The 17,513-nt window shown below is 70.7% G+C and carries 16 protein-coding genes; 6 read left to right on the top strand and 10 right to left on the bottom strand.

All coding sequences use genetic code 11. The annotated features are described in order from the left end of the window. Window positions 1-17: 17 nt before the first annotated feature. On the top strand, window positions 18-887 hold the full coding sequence (locus RM788_RS13650; RefSeq protein WP_315932012.1) for a peptidylprolyl isomerase: 870 nt from the start codon (window positions 18-20) through the stop codon (window positions 885-887). 100 nt (window positions 888-987) lie between these two features. On the opposite strand, the gene RM788_RS13655 is transcribed toward RM788_RS13650, so the two are convergent. Then, a complete protein-coding gene (locus RM788_RS13655) occupies window positions 988-1,350 on the bottom strand; it encodes a winged helix-turn-helix transcriptional regulator (RefSeq protein WP_315932013.1) in 363 nt (120 codons plus the stop codon). A gap of 99 nt (window positions 1,351-1,449) precedes the next feature. Here RM788_RS13655 and RM788_RS13660 point away from each other — a divergent pair, with 99 nt between their 5' ends. Beyond that, window positions 1,450-2,331, top strand: a complete 882-nt coding sequence (locus RM788_RS13660) for an alpha/beta fold hydrolase (RefSeq protein WP_315932014.1) — start codon at window positions 1,450-1,452, stop codon at window positions 2,329-2,331. Window positions 2,332-2,372: 41 nt separating this feature from the next. Here RM788_RS13660 and RM788_RS13665 read toward each other — a convergent pair whose 3' ends face one another. The 8 genes from RM788_RS13665 to ruvC all read right to left on the bottom strand — a co-directional run bounded on the left by RM788_RS13665 (window position 2,373) and on the right by ruvC (window position 11,214). Continuing rightward, window positions 2,373-4,673, bottom strand: coding sequence for a RelA/SpoT family protein (locus RM788_RS13665; protein WP_315932015.1), 2,301 nt, complete (start codon window positions 4,671-4,673; stop codon window positions 2,373-2,375). Between the two features lie 81 nt (window positions 4,674-4,754). After that, complete coding sequence (locus tag RM788_RS13670) at window positions 4,755-5,273, bottom strand: adenine phosphoribosyltransferase (RefSeq protein ID WP_315932016.1); 519 nt, start codon at window positions 5,271-5,273, stop codon at window positions 4,755-4,757. Further along, a complete protein-coding gene (gene secF / locus RM788_RS13675; protein ID WP_315932017.1) occupies window positions 5,270-6,451 on the bottom strand; it encodes a protein translocase subunit SecF in 1,182 nt (393 codons plus the stop codon). Before secF ends, RM788_RS13670 begins: the two co-directional genes overlap by 4 nt. A gap of 1 nt (window position 6,452) precedes the next feature. Further along, window positions 6,453-8,327: a protein translocase subunit SecD gene (gene secD, locus RM788_RS13680; protein ID WP_315932018.1), complete on the bottom strand. Its 1,875-nt coding sequence runs from the start codon at window positions 8,325-8,327 to the stop codon at window positions 6,453-6,455. A gap of 202 nt (window positions 8,328-8,529) precedes the next feature. Next, a complete protein-coding gene (yajC, locus tag RM788_RS13685) occupies window positions 8,530-8,937 on the bottom strand; it encodes a preprotein translocase subunit YajC (RefSeq protein WP_399343480.1) in 408 nt (135 codons plus the stop codon). 95 nt (window positions 8,938-9,032) lie between these two features. Further along, window positions 9,033-10,055 carry a Holliday junction branch migration DNA helicase RuvB gene (gene ruvB / locus RM788_RS13690; protein WP_315932020.1) on the bottom strand — a complete coding sequence of 341 codons (1,023 nt, stop codon included), beginning with the start codon at window positions 10,053-10,055 and terminating at the stop codon, window positions 9,033-9,035. Beyond that, on the bottom strand, window positions 10,052-10,642 hold the full coding sequence (gene ruvA, locus RM788_RS13695; RefSeq protein ID WP_315932021.1) for a Holliday junction branch migration protein RuvA: 591 nt from the start codon (window positions 10,640-10,642) through the stop codon (window positions 10,052-10,054). The genes ruvB and ruvA overlap by 4 nt, the downstream gene beginning before the upstream one ends. Continuing rightward, window positions 10,639-11,214 carry a crossover junction endodeoxyribonuclease RuvC gene (gene ruvC, locus RM788_RS13700; RefSeq protein ID WP_315932022.1) on the bottom strand — a complete coding sequence of 192 codons (576 nt, stop codon included), beginning with the start codon at window positions 11,212-11,214 and terminating at the stop codon, window positions 10,639-10,641. The genes ruvA and ruvC overlap by 4 nt, the downstream gene beginning before the upstream one ends. 214 nt (window positions 11,215-11,428) lie before the next feature. Between ruvC and RM788_RS13705 the strand changes: the two genes are divergently transcribed. After that, window positions 11,429-12,985: a diguanylate cyclase domain-containing protein gene (locus RM788_RS13705; protein WP_315932023.1), complete on the top strand. Its 1,557-nt coding sequence runs from the start codon at window positions 11,429-11,431 to the stop codon at window positions 12,983-12,985. Window positions 12,986-13,082: 97 nt separating this feature from the next. Further along, the gene (locus tag RM788_RS13710; protein ID WP_315932024.1) at window positions 13,083-14,102 is read left to right on the top strand and encodes an amidohydrolase family protein; all 1,020 of its coding nucleotides are present in this window, start codon (window positions 13,083-13,085) and stop codon (window positions 14,100-14,102) included. Window positions 14,103-14,411: 309 nt separating this feature from the next. On the opposite strand, the gene RM788_RS13715 is transcribed toward RM788_RS13710, so the two are convergent. After that, on the bottom strand, window positions 14,412-15,119 hold the full coding sequence (locus RM788_RS13715; protein WP_315932025.1) for an SDR family oxidoreductase: 708 nt from the start codon (window positions 15,117-15,119) through the stop codon (window positions 14,412-14,414). Between the two features lie 87 nt (window positions 15,120-15,206). On the opposite strand from RM788_RS13715, the gene RM788_RS13720 reads away from it, so the two are divergent. Then, window positions 15,207-16,259: a serine hydrolase gene (locus RM788_RS13720; protein WP_315932026.1), complete on the top strand. Its 1,053-nt coding sequence runs from the start codon at window positions 15,207-15,209 to the stop codon at window positions 16,257-16,259. Window positions 16,260-16,425: 166 nt separating this feature from the next. Next, window positions 16,426-17,466: a LacI family DNA-binding transcriptional regulator gene (locus RM788_RS13725; RefSeq protein ID WP_315932027.1), complete on the top strand. Its 1,041-nt coding sequence runs from the start codon at window positions 16,426-16,428 to the stop codon at window positions 17,464-17,466. Window positions 17,467-17,513: the final 47 nt, after the last annotated feature.

A 17,513-nucleotide genomic window follows, 5' to 3' on the forward strand; every position in this document is an offset into this window, starting at 1 on the left:
CCCTGGGGAGGGAGCAGGTGCCGAACAACGAGCAGCGCCGCGAACAAGCAAAGCGGAAGCTGGAGCGTCAGCTCGAGAACCGACAGAAGCGGGCCAAGCGCCGTCGAACCACCGCACTGGTGGCGACGGTCGTGACCGTGGTCGTGGTCGCGGGCGGCATCTACTTCCTCGCGACGCGCGACTGGAGCAACGGCGACGCCACCGCCGCCACCGGCGACAGCAGTGCCGCTCCGACGCCGATCCAGATCCCGACCGAGGTCAAGGCGCTGCCGAAGCGCCCGACCCCGCTGGCGGATCCGGTCACCTGCGAGTACCGGCCGTCCGCCGAGCCCGGTTCCAAGGAGGGCATCAAGGCGCCCGAGGCCGCCGGGATCTCCTCCACGGGCACGCAGGCGGTGACGATCAAGGCGAGCATCGGCGAGCTGAAGCTGACGCTCGACAAGTCGCTGGCGCCGTGCACGGTCAACAGCTTCATCAGCCTGGTCACCCAGAAGTACTACGACGGGTCCAGCTGCCACCGGATCGGCACCGAGGGTCTGCAGATGCTGCAGTGCGGCGACCCGACGGGGACCGGCAGCGGCGGTCCGGGGTACGCGTTCGACAACGAGACGTGGCCGGAGCTGACCTACGGTCGCGGCTACCTCGCCATGGCGAACGCCGGGCTCGACCAGACGACGCAGAAGGGCACGAACGGCAGCCAGTTCTTCATCGTGTACGGCGATGCCCAGCTTTCGCCCGACTACACGGTGTTCGGCAGCCTGGACGAGGCCGGCCTGAAGCTCGTCGACGACGTGGCCCGCGCAGGCCACGACGGCGCGTTCGACCCGTCACCCGGTGGCGGCAAGCCGAACAAGGAAGTGAAGTTCGAGACGGTCACCGTCGGCTAGTCCGAACGCACGAAGGCCCCCGGCACACGATCGACGTGCCGGGGGCCTTCGCGTCTTCCCCGTGGGTGCTGCGACCCTGCGGCCATTGTGCCGAACGGCTCTAACGTTTCGCTGACGCGCGGACGAGGTCGATCTCCGCCATGTGCTCCTCCGCCCACGCCCGGACGGCCGCGAGCGGTTCGTCCAGCGACAGGCCCAGCGGCGTCAGCCGGTAGTGCACCCGCACCGGGACGGTCGGCTCGACGCGGCGTTCGGCCAGCCCGTCGTGGACCAGGTTCTGCAGGGTCACCGACAGCATCTTCTGCGAAACGCCCGGCATCCGCCGCCGGAGTTCGGCGAAGCGGACCTCCTCCGGGTCGGCCTCGGCCAGCACCTTGACCGCCATCGAGGTCCACTTGGTCCCGATGCGGTCCAGCAGCCTGCGGGTCGGGCATTCCGGGCTGAACAGGTCGCCACGGGTCACCTGGAACTCACCACCTGTCGCGGAAGTGCCTTCTTGGCAGCTCGGAGCCGGTTACCTAGCTTGACCGGGTAACCAATCGTAACCCCCTCTGGAGCGACCATGTCCGACATCACCGAACACCGGGTGGCCACGAACGGCATCGAGGCCACCGTAGCGATCGCTGGCCGTGGACCGGCGGTCCTGCTGCTGCACGGTTTCCCCCACACGTGGCGGCTGTGGTCGCGGGTCATCCCCGCGCTCGCCGAGCACCACCGGGTCATCGCCCCCGACCTGCGGGGACTCGGGGGCAGCACCCGCGCGGCCGACGGCTACGACGCCGGGAACCTCGCCGCCGACGCGGAAGGCCTCCTGGACGCGCTGGGCGAACCGGCCGCGACGGTGGTCGGGATCGACGCGGGCGCTCCCCCGGCGTTCCTGCTGGCGATGCGCCGACCCGAGCGGGTGCGGCGGCTCGTGCTGATGGAGTCGCTACTGGGAACGTTGCCGGGCGCGGAGGCGTTCAGCCCGCCGTGGTGGTTCGGGTTCCACTCGGTGCCGGGGTTGGCCGAGGAGGTCGTTGAGGGACACGAGTCCGCGTACCTGCGGTTCTTCCTGAACGCCGGTACCCGTGGCCGAGGGGTGCCACCGGACGTGGAGGCGGCTTTCGTCAACGCCTACAGCGGTAGGGAGTCGCTGCGCTGCGCGTTCGAGCACTACCGCGCCATGCCGACCTCGGCACGGCAGATCCGGGACGCGGTGGACGCGGGCAGGCTCACGGTGCCGACGCTCGCCATCGGAGCCCATCCCGTCGGGGCGGCCTTGGAGCGGCAGTTGAGGCCGATCGCCGACGAGCTGACCGGGCGGGTGCTGGACGACTGCGGGCACATGATTCCGTTGGATCGCCCGGAGGGGTTGCTTTCGCTCCTGGATCTCGGAGACTCGGGCACCGCGAGTCCGAGTGGGGGACTCGCGGTGCCCGAGTGTTCGACACGGGGTGTCTGAGCGTTCGACACGGGGTGTCTGGGGGTTCGACTCGCGGGTGGTTAGCTGGCGGAGGTGACTCGGTAGACGTCGTAGACGCCTTCGACGCTGCGGACGGCCTTGAGGACGTGGCCGAGGTGTTTCGGGTCGCCCATCTCGAAGGAGAACCGGCTGACGGCCACGCGGTCGCGTGAGGTGGTGACCGACGCGGACAGGATGTTGACCTTCTCGTCGGCCAGCACCTTCGTGACGTCGGACAGGAGCCGGTGCCGGTCGAGCGCCTCGACCTGGATCGCCACCAGGAACACCGACGACGACGAAGGCGCCCACTCGACGTCCAGCAGCCGTTCCGGCGAGGCCAGCAGCTCGTCCGCGTTGGTGCAGTCCGTGCGGTGGACCGAAACCCCACCACCGCGCGTCACGAACCCGAGGATGTCGTCGCCGGGAACCGGCGTGCAGCACCGGGCGAGCTTCACCCACACGTCCGTGGCGTCCTTGACGACCACACCCGCGTCGCCGGTGACCCGACGGCGGGTGACGGTGGACGGCGTGGAGCGCTCGGCCAGCTCCTCCTCGGCGTGGTCCACCCCTCCCAGCTGGGCGACCAGCCGCTGCACCACGTGGCGGCCGGAGGTGTGCCCCTCCCCCACCGCGGCGTACAGCGCGCTCACGTCGGGGTAGTGCAGCTCCTTGGCCAGGGCGCCCATCGAGTCGGCCGAGACCAGCCGCTGGAGGGGCAGGCCGACGCGACGGACTTCCTTCGCGATCGCGTCCTTGCCGACCTCGATCGCTTCTTCCTTGCGCTCCTTCGCGAACCACTGCTTGATCTTCGCCTTGGCGCGCGGGGAGGCGGCGAACGACAGCCAGTCGCGGGACGGGCCCGCGCCCTCGGCCTTCGAGGTGAAGATCTCGACGACCTCGCCGTTCTCGAGCTTGCGCTCCAGGGCGACGAGGCGGCCGTTCACACGGGCGCCGATGCAGCGGTGGCCCACCTCGGTGTGCACCGAGTAGGCGAAGTCGACCGGCGTCGACCCGGCGGGCAGCGTCTCGACATCACCCTTCGGGGTGAACACGAAGATCTCGCGCGCGGCCAGGTCGAAGCGCAGCGACTCGAGGAACTCGCCGGGGTCGGCGGCCTCGCGCTGCCAGTCGAGGAGCTGGCGCATCCAGGCCATCTCGTCGACCTCGACGCCCTTGCCGTTGTGCGTGCCGCGCGTCTCCTTGTACCGCCAGTGCGCCGCGATGCCGTACTCGGCGGTGCGGTGCATGTCGTAGGTGCGGATCTGCACCTCCAGCGGCTTGCCGTCCGGACCGATCACCGTGGTGTGCAGCGACTGGTAGACGCCGAAGCGCGGCTGGGCGATGTAGTCCTTGAACCGGCCGGGCATCGGCTGCCACAGCGCGTGCACGACGCCCATGGCGGCGTAGCAGTCGCGGACCTCGTCGACCTGGATCCGGACGCCCACGAGGTCGTGGATGTCGTCGAAGTCGCGGCCGCGGACGATCATCTTCTGGTGGATCGAGTAGTAGTGCTTCGGCCTGCCCTCGACCTTCGCGGTGATCCGCGAGCCCTCCAGCTGACCGGTCAGCTCCTTGATCACGGCACCGAGGTAGGTGTCGCGCGACGGCGCCCTGTTCGCGACCAGCCGGACGATCTCGTCGTACTTCTTCGGCTGGAGGATCGCGAACGCGAGGTCCTCCAGCTCCCACTTCACCGTCGCCATGCCGAGGCGGTGCGCCAGGGGGGCGAGGACCTCCAGGGTCTCCCGCGCCTTGCGCGCCTGCTTCTCGGGCGGCAGGAACCGCATCGTGCGCATGTTGTGCAGCCGGTCGGCCAGCTTGATGACCAGCACGCGCGGGTCCTTGGCCATCGCGATGACCATCTTGCGGATGGTCTCCGCCTCGGCCGCGGCGCCGAGCTTCACCTTGTCGAGCTTCGTCACGCCGTCGACCAGCCGGGCGACCTCGTCGCCGAAGTCCTCGCGGAGGGCCTCCAGCGAGTAGTCGGTGTCCTCGACGGTGTCGTGCAGCAGGGCGGCCACCAGCGTGGTGGTGTCCATGCCCAGCTCGCCCAGGATCGTCGCCACGGCGAGCGGGTGGGTGATGTACGGGTCGCCGGACTTGCGGCGCTGCGGCCGGTGCTTCTCCTCCGCCACGTCGTACGCGGCCTGCAACAGGGCCAGGTCGGCCTTGGGGTGCAGTCCGCTGTGCACGGCGGCGAGCGGTTCGAGCACCTGCTTCACGGGCGCCGCCCGCTGGGCGGTGATGCGCCGCGCGAGTCGCGCGCGCACGCGCCTGGTGGCTGACGGCGGCCGTGCGGGCACGGGCTGCGTCGTCGCCGCGGGTTCGGTGTCCTGGCTCAACCACGCTCCTCAGGGGCTAGAGACCCGAGGATAGCCCCGCGCGACCGCAAAACCGGCGCGCGGGGCGGCGAGCGGGGTACTTCACACGGCGAGCAGCGCGCTGACGTTCCGCCCGGCTAGTCGTCCACGACCGCCCAATGCGGTGATCTCCAGAACCACGGAGATGCCCGTCACGATCGCCCCCGCACGCTCCACGAGTGTGCAGGCGGCCTCGGCCGTGCCCCCGGTGGCGAGCACGTCGTCCACGATCACGACGTGCTGACCTGGACTGATGGCGTCGGCGGGCAGTTCCAGCTCCGCCGTGCCGTACTCCAGGTCGTAGGACACCCGGTCCGCGACCGACGGCAGTTTGCCCGGCTTGCGCAGCGGCACGACGCCGTAGCGCCAGCCGTACCCGAGCGGGGCGCCGAGGAGGAAGCCGCGCGCCTCGATCGCGGCGACCACCTGCGTGTCCGGGTGGATGTCGTCCTGCAACCCGTCGACCACGGCACGAAGGGCGTCCGGGTTCGCGAGCACCGGCGTGAGGTCCCGGAAGACGACACCCGGACGGGGGAAGTCCGGGACCTCACGCAGGAGTTTCAGCGCGTTCTCCAGCTTCAACGCTGCTTCTTGCCGGTCGGACGGCCACGACGGAGGTCGGCGGCCTTGGGGGTGCGCGACGGCACGCCCGCGGCCGTGGCGTACGCCTTCTCCTTGCGGATCTCGGCGTCCACGACGGCCTCGTCGGTCGACTCCACGGTGTCGTCGACGGTTTGACCGGCGGCGAGCTTGCGGGCCTGGCTGTTGCGGCGGTCGAGGACCCGCTTGGCCTGCGCCTTGTACTTCGGGTCGCGCATCTTCAGGTCGACGGCCGCGGGCGTCGCGATGTAGATCGACGACAGGGCACCGATGAAGATACCGGTGAGCTGCACCAGCGCGAGGTCCTTCAGCGTGCCGACGCCGAGGAAGCCGACGCCGATCACGAGCAGGCCGAGCACCGGGAGCAGCGCGATCAGCGAGGTGTTGATCGACCGCATCAGGGTCTGGTTGACCGCCAGGTTGGCCGCCTCGCCGTACGTGCGGCGGGTCAGGCCCAGGATGCCCCTGGTGTTCTCCTTGACCTTGTCGAACACCACGACCGTGTCGTAGAGCGAGAAGCCGAGGATGGTCAACAGGCCGATCACCGTCGCGGGCGAGACCTCGAACCCGATGAGCGAGTACACGCCCGCCGTGATGATCACGTCGTGGAGCACGGCGATGAGCGCCGCGATGGCCATCGACAGCTCGAAGTACAGCGCCAGGAAGATCGCCACCGCGATCAGGAACACGATCAGCGCGATCAGGGCCTTGGTGGTGATCTCACCGCCCCAGGACGCGCTCACCGCGCTGTCGCTGATCGACTGGAGACCGCCGGTCGGCTTCAGGTCCGAGTCGAGCGTGTTCTTCAGCTTGGTGACCTGTTCGACGTTCAGCGTCTCGGACCGGATCTGGATGGTCGCCGTGTCGCCGACGCCCACGCTCTGCACCGCGGTCGCGTCCTCGCCGAGCGCCTTGGTGAAGGTCGACTTGACCGACTCGACCGAGATGGGGCCCGACGAGCTGGTGGACGGCATCTGGATCTTGGTGCCGCCGACGAAGTCGATCCCGAGGTTGAACTGCTTGATGCCGATCGAGGCGATCGAGATCAGCAGGATGACGCCGAAGACGACGTACCAGCGCTTGCGCTTGCCGATGATGTCGAAGGCGCCCGTGCCCACGTAGAGGCGGTGGAAGACACCGTTCCCCTTGACCTTCGCCACGTCAGGCCTCCTTCACGGCGGTGCTCTTCGAGCCCGCGTGAGCGCGCTGGTCGACACCGGCCTGCTGCGCCCCGCCGAGGCCGGACAGCTTGGGGTTGGACAGGAACTTGGACTTCGACGCCATGGCCACCAGCGGGTGCGTGACCAGGAAGACGACCACCAGGTCGAGCACGGTCGACATGCCGAGCGTGAACGCGAAGCCCTTCACCTGGCCGACCGCGATCACGTACAGGATCGCCGACGCCAGGAAGCTCACGCCGTCCGCGGACAGGATCGTGCGTCGGGAGCGGATCCACGCCCTCGGCACGGCCGACCGGAACGACCGGCCTTCGCGCACTTCGTCCTTGAGCCGTTCGAAGAACACGACGAACGAGTCGGCCGTGATGCCGATCGACACGATGAAGCCCGCGATGCCCGCGAGGTCCAGGGTGAACCCGATCCAGCGGCCGAGCAGCACCAGGACGGCGTAGACGATGCCGCCCGAGAGGATCAGCGACATGATCGTCAGGATGCCGAGCAGGCGGTAGTAGAACAGGCAGTAGACGAACACCAGGCCGAGGCCGATGCCGCCCGCGATCAGACCGGCCTTGAGCGAGGCGAGGCCCAGGGTGGCGGACACCGTCTCGGCCTCGGAGGCCTCGAACGACAGCGGCAGCGAGCCGTACTTCAGCACGTTCGCGAGCTGGTCGGCCTCCTTCTGCGTGAAGGTGCCGCTGATCTGGGTGCTGCCGCCGAGGATCGGCTCGTTGATGTTCGGCGCCGACACGACCTGGCTGTCGAGCACCACGGCGACCTGCTGGCTGGTGTTCGCGGTGGTGAACTTGCCCCACTTGGAACCGCCGTCGCCCTTGAAGTCCAGGCTGACGACGAAGCCGGCGCCCTGCGGGTCGCTGCCCGAGGTCGCGTTGTTGATGTCCTCGCCGGTGAGCCGGGTGTAGAGCGAGAAGTCGTCGGCCTTGGTCTCCTTGTCGTCCGCGGCCGGGTTGACCGGCGCGAGGACGTATTTCGCGGTCCGGTCCTGGTCGCAGGTGATCAAGGGCTTGTCGAAGTCGTCGTTGCCCAGCAGCGGGTCGAGCTCCGGGCAGGTGAACGCCGTCAGCGCCTGGGTCACGGTCTGCGCGTCCAGCGTGGTGAGCGCCGGGTCCTGGCGGCAGGCCTTGGCCTCCGTGATCGCCTTCGTGACGTCCTTGTCGTACTCGCCGCCGAAGACCTTCATGCAGTCGGGCTGGTCGGCGGGCGGCTGGGCCGCGTCGCTGGCCGGGGGCTGCGCCGCGTCGCTGGCCGGGGGCGTCGACGGGGCCGACGACTCACCGCTGGCGGGCTGCTCCAGCAGCGGGGCCGGACGACCCTGCGGGGCCGCGCCCGACGACGGCGCGACGGAACCCGCGGTCTCGCTCGGCGCGACCGACCCCGACGTGGGGGCCTCGCTGCCGGACGTCGGGGCGGCGCTGCCGGTGGTGGACGGCGTGCCGCTCTCCGGGACGGTCGGCGCGTTCGGCAGGGGCTGGCCGACGACCTTGCGGAACGCCAGTCGGGCCGTCTTGCCGAGGCTCTTCGCGCCCTCGCCGTCGGCGCCGGGCACGGTGATGACCAGGTTCGTGCCGTCGCGGACGACCTCGGAGCCGGACACACCGAGACCGTTGACCCTGGTCTCGATGAGCGTGCGGGCCTGGTTGAGCGCCTCGTCCGTCGGCGTCTTGCCGTCAGGGGCTCGCGCGGTCAGCGTGACCCGCGTTCCTCCCTGGAGGTCGATGCCGAGCTTGGGGGTCGCCTTGCCGCTCCCGGTGAAGAACACCAGGGAGTACAGCGCGACCACGATGAGGACAAATGCGCCCAGGTACTTCACTGGGCGGATCTGCCCGGCCGGAGGTGCCACGGTCCGTCCGTCTCCTCGAACTGGAAGATGATGTCAGGTCGGCTGCCCTTTCCTGGTGGGAATGGACAGCACGCCCTCACCCGAAGGTGTTCAGTCCGGGCGAGGGCGGAGCGTACCCCGCGTCGTGTGAGCTGGACGTCACTCCCCGCAGTTGGCGCTTTTGACCGTTGCCAACCGCGGGACCGCACGCCCGTTCAGGCGCTCACTTCTTGGCGTTGTGCTCCAGCGGCTCGGCGACGACGGCGGTCGAGGCGGGCACCGCGGAGGGCGACGCCGGGGTCTCGACCTCGGCCACCTCCTCGAGCTCCTCGTCGTCCGCGTACTCCTCGTCGACGTCGTCGGCCGCGACGATCTTCTCGCGCACGGCCTGGCGCAGCCAGGTCGTCACGACGCCGTCGGCGATCTCGAGGTCGATGGTGCTTTCGTCGGTGGCGTCGGCGACCGTGGCGTAGAGGCCCGAGGTCGTCATCACGCGGTCACCCGGCTCCAGCGAACCCAGCAGCGTCTGCTGCTCGGCGGCCGCGCGCTTCTGCTTGCGCGCGCTGAGGAACAGCGGCACCGCGAGCAGCACCAGCAGCAACGGGAACATCAGGGAAGAGAGTTGCATCATTCTCCGTTCGGCCGAACAACCGATCGGTGTCCGGAAAGTCCGATTTTTCTGGGTGCCACCGGCGATTGTGCCAGGTCACCGAACCTGATCACTCGTCAGGCCGACGGTGGCCGCAATCCCAGGTGCAGCCACGCGGCGTCCGTGGCGACCCGTCCTCTGGGCGTACGCGCCAGCATGCCGGCTCTGACCAGGTAGGGCTCGCACACCTCCTCCACCGTGGTCACCTCCTCACCCACCGCGACCGCGAGCGTCGCGACGCCCACCGGGCCGCCGCCGAACGAGCGCACCAGCGCGCCGAGCACGGCCCGGTCCAGCCGGTCGAGGCCCAGCTCGTCCACGTCGTAGACGGCGAGCGCGTCGCGGGCGACCTGGAGGTCCACCACGCCGTCCGCCCGCACCTCGGCGAAGTCCCGCACCCGGCGCAGCAGCCGGTTGGCGATCCGGGGCGTGCCGCGGGACCGGCCCGCGATCTCCAGCGCGCCGTCCTCCCGCAGGTCGACGCCGAGGATCCTGGCCGAGCGCCGGATGATGTGGTCCAGCTCGTCGGCGGTGTAGAACTCCATGTGCCCGGTGAAGCCGAACCGGTCGCGCAGCGGGCCGGTCAGCGATCCGGACCGGGTGGTGGCGCCGACCAGCGTGAACGGCGCGATGTCCAGCGGGATGCTGGTCGCGCCCGGCCCCTTGCCGACGACCACGTCGACCCGGAAGTCCTCCATCGCGAGGTAGAGCATCTCCTCCGCGGGACGGGCGATGCGGTGGATCTCGTCGATGAACAGCACGTCGCCCTCGACGAGGTTCGACAGCATCGCGGCGAGGTCGCCCGCCCGTTCCAGCGCGGGGCCCGAGGTGATCCGCAGCGACGCGCCCAGCTCGGCCGCGATGATCATCGCGAGGCTGGTCTTGCCGAGGCCGGGAGGGCCGGACAGCAGCACGTGGTCCGGCGGCGAACCGCGGCGCATCGCCCCTTGCAGCACCAGTTCCAGCTGTTCGCGGACCTTGAGCTGGCCGACGAACTCGGTCAGGTCCTTGGGCCGCAGGGTGCCCTCGACGTCGCGCTCGGTCGGGATGACCAGCGGCGAGAGGGTCTCGTCCGATTCCTCTTCGTCGTCGTAATTCACTTCTTGCGCCCCAACGCGGCGAGCGAACGGCGGAGCACGGTCGGGGTGGTCTGGGAGGCGTCCTCGGCGATGACCGCGTCCACGGTCGCCTCGGCCTGCTTCGCCGGGAACCCGAGGCCCAGCAGCGCTTCCACGACCTGGTCGCGGACCAGCGGCACGCCCTCCGCGACGCCGTCTGCGCCGGGCAGCGGGCCCGCCTTGTCGCGCAGCTCGATGATCAGCCGCTCGGCGCCCTTGCGGCCGATGCCGGGCACCTGGGTGAGCACGGTGATGTTGCCGTCGGCCAGCGCGGCCCGCAGCTTGTCCGGCTCCAGCACCGCCAGCGTCGCCAGCGCGAGCCGCGGCCCGATCCCGGACACGGTCTGCAACAGACCGAACAGCTCGCGGGAGTCCGCGTCGCTGAAGCCGAACAGGGTCAGCGAGTCCTCGCGCACGACGAGCGACGTCGACAGCTTCGCCTCCTCGCCGCGCCGCAGCCCGGCGAGCGTGGACGGGGTCGCCTGCACGGCGAACCCGACTCCCCCGACCTCGACGACCACGTGATCGAGTCCGATGGACAGCACCTGCCCACGCAGCGACGAAATCACTTGGTCCTACCTCCGTTTTTCGCGGCTTGCGCGAGCTTGAGCTTGTGCGTGCGGGCCATCTCGGCGGCCTTGGCGTGCGCCTGCGCCATCCGGGTCTGCATGGGCGCCCGCCAGATGTGGCAGATCGCCAGCGCCAGCGCGTCCGCCGCGTCCGCGGGCTTCGGCGCCTCGACGAGGCCGAGCAGCTTGGTGACCATCGCGGTCACCTGGGCCTTGTCCGCGCGGCCCGACCCCGTGACGGCGGCCTTGACCTCGCTGGGCGTGTGGAACATGACCGGCAGACCGCGCCGGGCGGCGGCCAGCGCGACCACGCCGCCCGCCTGCGCGGTGGCCATCGCGGTGCGCACGTTGTGCTGGCTGAACACCCGCTCGATCGCGACCACCTCGGGCCGGTAGCGGTCCAGCCAGACCTCCACCGCGTCGGCGAGGTTCAGCAGCCGGATCGCCAACTCGTCGTCGACGGAGGTGCGGACCACGTCCACGGCGACGATCTTCACCGTCCGGCCGGGACCGCCGTCGACGACGCCGAACCCGCACCGGGTCAGGCCTGGGTCGACGCCGAACACGCGCACTGGGGTCCCTCCACCGAGACGAACATCCGTTCGAACTTTAGTGGGTGCGGCCGGGCCGCCGACCATCGACACGCACCAGCCGTCGCGCGGCCGACCACAGTCACGGATCGGCGACATCGGGCGCGTCTTCGGTCGACACTGCGTCACCACGTCACTACAGTGGCCGGGTCCCATTGATCCACTTCTCGGTGCCGGTCGCGGCGGAGCGAGGGCCATGACTCTGAGGCGATTCGGTGCCAGGGCGACCCTCCTCTGCACCGTGCTGGTGCTGCTGGTGGCGCTCGTGGTGTCGGGCGTCCTCGGCCACCGGGTCTCGGTCGCGCTGGACAAGTCTTCGCAGCTGGTGTTCACCGCCGCCGCGTTCGCCGTCTACTGGCGGGCCGCCCAGCGGAGGCAGGGCGTCGAACGGCGCTGGCGGCTGTGGATGACCGCGTCGATGGGCGCGCTCACGACCGGCCTGTTCGCCACGGTCTGGGGCCAGGTCGTCCTCGGCCTCTCGCTGACGAAGCCGACGCTGCTGCCGCTGAGCTTCATCCTGCCGCCGGTGCTCGCCGTGGGCACGGTGCTGACGCTCGGGTTCATGCTCGCGCCGGTGCTGGCGGTCGGCGCGGTGCTGGCGCTGACGCACGGGGCGGCCGACTCCGTGCCCAACCACCGCGGCAAGCTCGTCGTGGTGCTCGACGGCCTCATCGTCGTCGGCTCGCTCTTCGTGCTCACGTGGATGTCCGCGCTGGAGTCGATGGTGCACGCCTGGAGCACGTCGGGTCCCGGCTTCGCCGCCGTCATCGCCCACCCCGCCGCCTACCTCGTGCTGCTGGTGACGCTCCTGGTCATGTCGTGGACCCACCAGCAGGTCCGCAGGCTGCCGATGCTGCTGTTAGCCCTGGGCGCGCTGGCGCAGTCGTGCTCCGGCTGGTCGTTCGCGTGGCTCGTCAGCCACGGCGTGGACACCATCCCGCCGATCGCGGACGCGGGCTTCATGGCCTGCCCGGTCCTGCTGCTGCTCAGCGCGCTCGCCCCCACCAAGACCCGCTCGGCGCGGCGCACCGGTTCCAGCGAACTGCCGCACCTGCTCGTCCCCTACCTGCCGCTGCTGGTCACCGGCCTGTTCATCGTCATCGGCACCGCCTCCGGCGTCAGCTTCAACCCGCTGGAGATCTACGTCGGCCTCGGCGTGGTGCTGCTCGTCATCGTCCGCCAGCTGATCACCCTCATGGACAACGCCAGGCTGGTCGCGCAGCTGCACGAGAGCCAGGAGCAGCTCCGCCACCAGGCCTTCCACGACCCGTTGACCGGTGTCGCCAACCGCGAGCTGTTCCGCGAGCGCCTCACCGCCGCCCTGCGCCGCGGCGAACCGGTCGTGCTGGCGTTCATCGACGTCGACGGCTTCAAGACCGTCAACGACAACTACGGCCACGCCGAGGGCGACGCCGTGCTCCGGATCGTCGCCACCCGGCTCCAGGACTGCGTGCGCGACCAGGACACCGTCGCCCGGCTCGGCGGCGACGAGTTCGGCGTGCTCGTGGAAAGCGGCGACGTGGACCCGTCGGAGATCGGCAACCGCGTGCTGGACGCCCTGAAGACCCCGCACCAGACGCAGGGGCGCGAGCACGAGGTCCGCGCCAGCGTCGGCATCGCCCACCGCGACGACCACGCCGACGCCGTCACCGCCGACGACATGCTGGGCACCGCCGACGCCGCCATGTACACGGCCAAGCGGCTCGGCAAGGGCATGGTCGTGGTGCACGGCTCGGTTCCGGAACTCCGGTGACGGCGGGGTCGGCGCGAGGAGTACCCGGCGAGGTGCGGCGGTCGTGCTCTTGAGGCGATCGCCGGACCACCGGTCGGGCGATCGCTAGGTTCGGCGGATGACTGCGCTGCGGGTTCGAGGGATCGTGCTGCCGGACCGCGTGGAGCGGACGTTCTGGATCGACGGCGACCGGATCGGCACCGAGCCGCTGCCCGGCGCCGAGACGGTGGTGGACGGCGGGTGGCTGCTGCCGGGACTGGTCGACGCGCACACCCACCCCGGCAGCACCGGGCCCGGCCACCCGTTCGACGACGGCGTGCTGCGCGACGACCTCGGCGCCCACCGGGACGCGGGCGTGCTGCTGGTGCGCACACCGGGCTCGGCGGGGCGCATCCCGAAGTGGGTCGACGACGACCCGGACCTCCCCCGCGTCCGGTCTGCGGGCCGCTGGCTCGCCACCCCCGGCCGGTTCTTCCCCGGCTGGGGACGCGACGTCACCGAAGCCGACCTCGTGGAGGCGGCGGTCGAGGAGGCCGCCGCGTCCTCGGGGTGGTGCAAGGTCATCGGCGACTGGTTGCCCGACGACCCCGCCGTCCCGCTGTCGGTGCTGACCGCGGTGGTGGAGGCGGTGCACGCGATCGGCGGGAAGGTCGCGGTGCACTGCCAGACGGCCGAGGGCACCCGCAACGCGGTCGAGGCGGGCGTGGACAGCCTGGAGCACGGCCTCAACCTGGATCCCGCGCTGGTGGACCGGATGGCCGCGCAGGGCACCGCGCTGGTGCCCACGCTCGGGGCGTTCGGGGACATGGCGGAGCGGGGACGGCCGGTGCGGGGGTGGGACGCGCACTTCGGGACCGTGGGGGCGGCGCTGGAGGCCGGGGTGACGGTGCTCGCGGGGACGGACAGCCGACCGTGCGGGACGGTGGCCGCGGAGGTCGGGTGGCTGATCCGGGCCGGGTTGGGGGTCGAGGCCGCGGTGGGTGCGGCGTCGTGGACGGCACGGGAGTGGCTGGGGGTGCCGGGGTTGGTGGAGGGGGCGCCTGCGGATCTGGTGGCTTACGACCGGGATCCGACGGTGGATCCGTCGGTGTTGGGGAGCCCGGGGAGGGTGGTGTTGAGGGGGAGAGTGGTGGGGTAGGGCGGGGTCGGTGTGTGGCGGGTTCGGGGTGTGGCGGGTTCCTGCGGGGTGCGGGGTGCGGGGTTCGGTGTGCGGCGGGTTCCTGCGGGGTGCGGGGTTGGTGCCGTTGTGGGGTGGCCGATTTGACTTGGGGCCCCTTTTTTCGGCCCTCGGCGGTCTAAAAGGGCAGGTGGTAGTGCTCCTGCCCGCCGTCGAAAGTGCAGGGCCGAAAAACCCCAAGTAAAATCGGCCGTGCTTGCGTGCTTCCGTTGTGTGTCAGCGGGTTGGCAGGGTTGGTGGGCAGGGTGGGTGGGCTTGGTGGTCGTCGGGTTAGCGGTAAGGGCCCTGGCCGGTGGGTCTGATGAGGATTTCGTTCACGTCTACCGTTTTCGGTTGCGAGACCGCGTACAGCACCGCCCTGCCCACGTCTGACGGGTTGAGTTTTGGTTCTGCGGTGCGCGTTGCGGGGATGGCGGTGGTGTCGGTGAGGCCTGGTTGCAGGAGCGTTACCCGTACGCCGGTGTCGGTGCATTCGGCGCGGATGTTCTGCGCCAGGCCGGTGACGGCCCACTTGGTGGCGGCGTAGAGGTTGCCGGGGCGGGTGCCGCGGCCGGCGGCGGAGCCGGTCAGGACCAGGTGGCCGGTGCTGCGCATGAGGGCGGGCATGGTGGCGCGGGCGGTGTAGGCGGGGCCGCAGACGTTGGTGAGGACCATGTCGGCCCAGTCCTGGGGTGGGGCGCCCTCGTCGGTGACGAACGACGTGACGACGCTGCTGCCCGCGTTGGCGAAGACGACGTCGATGGAGCCCCACTCCTGTTCGACGCGTGCGGCCAGGGCGGCGAGTTCGGGCCAGGCCGTGACGTCGCACGAGGCCGTCAGGACGCGGTCGGGGCCGCCGAGTCGGGTGGCGAGGTCGGTGAGGTGTTCGGGGTGTCGTGAGGTGAGCACCAGGCGGTAGCCCGCCGCGGCGGCGAGTTCGGCGGTGGCCGCGCCGATGCCGCGGGACGCGCCCGTGATCAGGAATACCGGGTCCACCATGGCGTGAACGCTACTCAAAGTCGTCAGCGAAATGAGAGCGACACCTGATTGGATCAACGCGTTGGTCCGAACCAGGTGGGGGACACCATGAACATCACACGCAGATTCGCACTCGGGCTCGGGTCCGTGGCAGCGGCTTCCGCTGTTCTGGGCACGTCGGTCGCGACGGCGTCGGCCCAGGTCGACGAGGTGGACACCGAGCCGGAACTGGAGAGCCTGATCCCGGGGACGGCGGAGTTGGCGCGGCGCAAGATCGCGCGCAAGTACCGGTTGGAGACGCGCAGGGCGCGCGGCACGTGGTCGTCGTACATCGGTGTCGCGGACCCGAACGGCGCCGTGCGGACGGCCGTCGAGGAGAACGCCGACGCGGTGGTCGAGGCGTACAGCGTGAACAAGATCGCGGTCGCGGTGACCGTGCTCGACAAGGTCGACCGCGGGCTGCTGCGGCTCGACCAGCGGATCGAGGTGACGGCGGACATCGTCATCCAGGACACCGACGGCATCTTCGGGCTGGACGGGGCGTACCCCAGTTCGGTGACGATCGGCCACGCGCTCGCCGCGCTGCTGACCGTCTCGGACAACACCGCCGTGCGGTTGTGCGGGCTGGTCGTGCCCGCGGCGGAGATCAACGGGATCCTGCGCTCCAAGGGCTTCGTGCACACCCAGGTCGTGCCGGTGGCGAACCCGAACCGGTACTACCTCGGCACGACGACGCCGCGCGAGACGTTCACGCTGCTGCAGAAGCTGGTGAAGGGGGAACTGCTGTCCGAGGCGTCCACCGCGCACCTGCTGACGGTCCTGCGGTCGCTGACGGCGTTCACCGACGGCATCCGGCTGGAGCTGTCGTCGAACGAGCGGCTCCAGGTCGCGACGAAGGCGGGCTGGTTCGACGACGGCCGCAACGAGGCCGGGATCGTGTTCGACAAGACCGGCAAGCCGATCGTCACCTACGCCCTGTTCGCGTCGGGCGCCTTCCGCGGTGACGCGGCGGAGAACCTCGAGAACTACGGCGCGACGCACCCGGCGCTGCGGGCCCGCACGGCGATCGGCCGGACGCTGTTCGACTCGGTCCTGAGGATCACGTCGAGCACCCCCCGTTCGTGGCGTTCGCAGGGTTACCGCCCGTGGAAGGGCGCCTGAGGTATTTCCGGGCGCCCAGCGCGCTCTTGCAAGAGGACCGGGTCGGCCGTCGCCGCCGTCGACGACCGACCCGGTCGGGTACGGAAAACGCTTGCGGTCAACGCCGTGCCGCACCTGTCGCCTGCGACGACTACGCTCCGGAGCAGGCTAACGAGGAGGCACGGGTTTGACTCCCAGGCAGGTCACGCTGGCGGAGGTCGCGAGTCACGCGGGGGTGTCGCTGGCGACCGCGTCCCGCGTGCTCAACGGCAGCACGCGACAGGTGAGCGACGAGCTTCGCGACCGCGTGGTCGGTTCGGCGGAGGAGCTCGGCTACCTCCCCAACGCCGCCGCGCAGTCGTTGGCGCGCAACAGCAGCGTCCTGGTCGGCCTCGTCGTGCACGACATCTCCGACCCGTACTTCTCCAGCATCGCCGCGGGCGTGACCAGGGTCGCCGAGGACGCGGGCCTGGTCGTCGTGCTGGGCACCACCGGCCGCGATCCCGATCGCGAGGTCGACCTGCTCTACACGCTGCGCGCGCACCGGGCGCGGGCCGTCGTGATCGCGGGCAGCCGCACGACCAGTCGCGCGAGCACTGCCAGGCTGGCGGCCGAGATCGAGGCGTTCGCCGCGCAGGGCGGCCGGGTGGCGTGCGTCTCGCAGGCCCGCATCCCGACCGACACCGTGGTGCCGTCGAACCGGGCGGGCGCCCGTTCGCTGGCGCGGGAGCTGGCCGCGCTCGGGCACCGGAAGTTCGCCGTGCTCGCCGGGCCGCCCTCGCTGGTGGTGGCGGGCGACCGGCTGGCGGGCTTCAAGGCGGGCCTCGCGGACGTGGGCGTCGACCTGCCGCCGTCGGCGGTGCTGACCGGGGCGTTCACCAGGGACGGCGGCTACGAGGCCGCGACCGAGCTGGTGGCCGCGAAGACCGGCGCGACCTGCGTGTTCGCCGTGAACGACGTGATGGCGCTGGGCGCCATGGCGGCGCTGCGCGACCGCGGGCTGCGGGTGCCGGAGGACGTGTCGATCGCCGGTTTCGACGACATCCCGACGCTGCGGGACCTGGTGCCGGGGCTGAGCACCGTGCGGCTGCCGCTGGAGGAGCTGGGCGAGCGGGCCGCGCGGCTCGTGCTGGACGAGGGCTCGGTCGAGCCGCGGACGGTCAAGGTGGCGGGCGAGGTCGTGCTCAGGGCGAGCACGCGCGCACCGTCCGGAACCGGCCTGCGCTGAGGGCCGTACCCTCTAAACTGGACCGAACCCCGCCCCACCTGCAAGAT

This window comes from Umezawaea sp. Da 62-37, assembly GCF_032460545.1.
GTDB lineage: Bacteria > Actinomycetota > Actinomycetes > Mycobacteriales > Pseudonocardiaceae > Umezawaea.

Coding starts and splice junctions, on each gene's coding strand:
- RM788_RS13660 (WP_315932014.1), top strand. CDS start 1,450: ATGTCCGACATCACCGAACACCGGGTGGCCACGAACGGCATCGAGGCC.
- yajC (WP_399343480.1), bottom strand. CDS start 8,937: ATGATGCAACTCTCTTCCCTGATGTTCCCGTTGCTGCTGGTGCTGCTC.
- RM788_RS13705 (WP_315932023.1), top strand. CDS start 11,429: ATGACTCTGAGGCGATTCGGTGCCAGGGCGACCCTCCTCTGCACCGTG.
- RM788_RS13710 (WP_315932024.1), top strand. CDS start 13,083: ATGACTGCGCTGCGGGTTCGAGGGATCGTGCTGCCGGACCGCGTGGAG.
- RM788_RS13715 (WP_315932025.1), bottom strand. CDS start 15,119: ATGGTGGACCCGGTATTCCTGATCACGGGCGCGTCCCGCGGCATCGGC.
- RM788_RS13720 (WP_315932026.1), top strand. CDS start 15,207: ATGAACATCACACGCAGATTCGCACTCGGGCTCGGGTCCGTGGCAGCG.